The 2,319-nt window shown below is 40.2% G+C and carries 2 protein-coding genes and 2 pseudogenes; 3 read left to right on the top strand and 1 reads right to left on the bottom strand.

Annotated elements, in window-relative coordinates; genetic code table 11:
- From QZ506_RS04520 to QZ506_RS04510, 3 genes and pseudogenes are all read left to right on the top strand, one after another.
- Nucleotides 1-141 (top strand): annotated as a pseudogene (locus QZ506_RS04520) (IS1 family transposase); the annotation flags it as partial.
- A 74-nt stretch (nucleotides 142-215) separates the two neighbouring features.
- Nucleotides 216-383: pseudogene (locus QZ506_RS04515) on the top strand (transposase); the annotation flags it as partial.
- 607 nt (nucleotides 384-990) lie between these two features.
- A complete protein-coding gene (locus tag QZ506_RS04510) occupies nucleotides 991-1,737 on the top strand; it encodes a hypothetical protein (RefSeq protein ID WP_291969357.1) in 747 nt (248 codons plus the stop codon).
- Nucleotides 1,738-2,021: 284 nt separating this feature from the next.
- On the opposite strand, the gene QZ506_RS04505 is transcribed toward QZ506_RS04510, so the two are convergent.
- Nucleotides 2,022-2,319, bottom strand: a 298-nt coding sequence (locus QZ506_RS04505) for a transposase (protein ID WP_367272969.1), incomplete at its 5' end; no start/stop codon positions are given.

The following is a 2,319-nucleotide window of genomic DNA, read 5'->3' as shown; positions in this document are numbered from 1 at the left end:
ATGGCAAAAGTGGTCATCAGCGTTACCGTCGTCAGTCATGCAAACACGGATGGCTACAGGGTTTACAACGACGAACTTCCAAAAGTAAAACACATTGTTAGCAAGCTGTATACACAGCGTATTGAGCGTGCACATCTGACAGGCTTTGTTGAATAAATAGAACTTTTGGGTAATCATCGGAGCAGATCACACAGTTGTTTCAAAATCAGGTATCCATGGAAAAACAAAATTTTAAAATCACCAACTGGCCCTCTTATAACAAGGCCCTCAAGCAGCGAGGTTCTCTAACCGTATGGCTAGATGAATCAGCCATTGCTGCATGGACGGAAAAAAACACTACTGAACGGCGTGGACGACCTCTCCACTACTCAGATATGGCTTTGGGCTTTGTTGAATAAATAGATTTTATGCTGGCAGCCCAGCGAAACGACGGATCCTCGCAACGTAAAATCATGCAGTTAGGCCTCATGAGAAAAGTGTACACCTGAGATGACAAGCATTTTCAGGCTTTGTTGAATAATAGGGAATGATGCTGTTCTGACATGCCTATTTTGGACGAAAATGCTGCTCACCCCTGGATGCATCAGCTAACTCTGTATGTAACATACTGATTTTACGTTAATGGTATTCTCAGTATTTATGGATGCGCAGCATAATATCTATTTATTCAACAAAGCCCTGATTTTGAAACAACTGTGGTGATCTGGTCCGATGATTACCCAAAAGTTCTATTTATTCAACAAAGCCGTTGCGAGGATCCGTCGTTTCACTGAGCTGCCAGCATAAAATCTATTTATTCAACAAAGCCGTTTTTTATCCATAATAAACATACAAAAGCAGTTATACTAAATAAACGTCAAGATGCACGGCAAGGCAGCGAGAAAGACTTACTGCCCACCCCTTCTACTGGATAGGCAGATGCATCTTGAAGTACGTTGAGTATAGATCTCGCCCTGATGTGTTCACAATTCTTATTGAGGAGGCAAATAGTTGAAAATCATACCGAGAAAAACATCCTTTGATGACCTTTATATTAGGAAAGGAACATCTAATAGTGAACATCAGGATTTTTGGCAAGAAATTCTTTCTTTTGATTCTTATCCTGAATATGGAATACGATTATCATCGTCTATTGACGATTATGTCACATCAAATCATTGTATTTCCAATGAGGAGGGTGAAGCACTTGATTCTTACGTTGCAGACTCCTGGGAGTATATAAATAAATTTCTAGCAGAAAATAATCCCTCTTGTTCTATTCATCATTTGGAACGGAAAAAAATCTTGACTAATGTAGTAAATAAAATGCCGCTTTCAGAGATTGATTTCTACAGGGCCGTTAGAACAGATGGCAGATGTTTTTTTGAACCTCTTATTTACAAACTAAAAGAAGGGTTAATAGATACGGGTACCATAATGATAAATAATACATTTTTATCATTCACCAACAACCCTTACTCTTTAAGGGCTTTTGCTGGTGATACTATTCAGGGAGATGTTGAAAATAACTGCATTGTGTATAAGTTAGCAGGTGGCGTTAAATCAATATCAAAAATATCTTCCGTTGATGAATTCGAAGGGATAATTCCCCCAGACAGCCTGCTTGAAGTGAAGCATGCAAGAAAATTAAATATAAAAATAAAGTCAGGTCAGGAGAGAAACGTATGGTTTATCGAAATGGAGAAGGCTCCGTTATCATCAACACCTCACTGTGACTTCTACGGAAATCCTGTATGATTAATGGTTACATTAGGGCACCTCGAAAAACCTAGACTCCTTCATTTTTTATTTTTTAAAACGCTCGTTTATTGCTAAATTTGGGTGTTTTTTGAGCACAAAAAGTACAAAAAACAACCAAACTCTTTTGGTTTTGCTCTAATTTATCGCCGATATTTCCCTAGCATGAGGTTTTTCGAAGTGCCCTTTTATGCATCTCCTTATACACATCTTTTTATGCACTTATTAGTGCTTTGTTGAATAAATCAGAACTTGTAACGACTGCGCCCCATACTGGTCGATTGTTACGTGATGCGAATGCTGTTCGGCATTCCTAATAGCGTGATCCGGTTAAGCGCTTTGACCATGGCCATGGCTTCACCCACCTGAGCATCGTAGTCTCTCAGACTTAGATGACCACCCAGAAGCCTTTTGAACCGGAACATGACCGTTTCAGCCACTGAGCGCCGGTGATAGCCCACTTTCTTTTTCCAGATATCGTTACTACCGCTAATGCGCTGATTTGCAACAGCGTGGTTACGCTCGTGGTAGCGATCTGGCCAATATTGCGCCCCCCTTCGTGGCGGGATAGGCGGCCTTATT

This window comes from Candidatus Symbiopectobacterium sp., from assembly GCF_020054415.1.
In the GTDB taxonomy this organism is placed as follows: Bacteria; Pseudomonadota; Gammaproteobacteria; order Enterobacterales; family Enterobacteriaceae; genus Symbiopectobacterium.
This window is presented reverse-complemented; position numbering and strand designations above follow the sequence as displayed.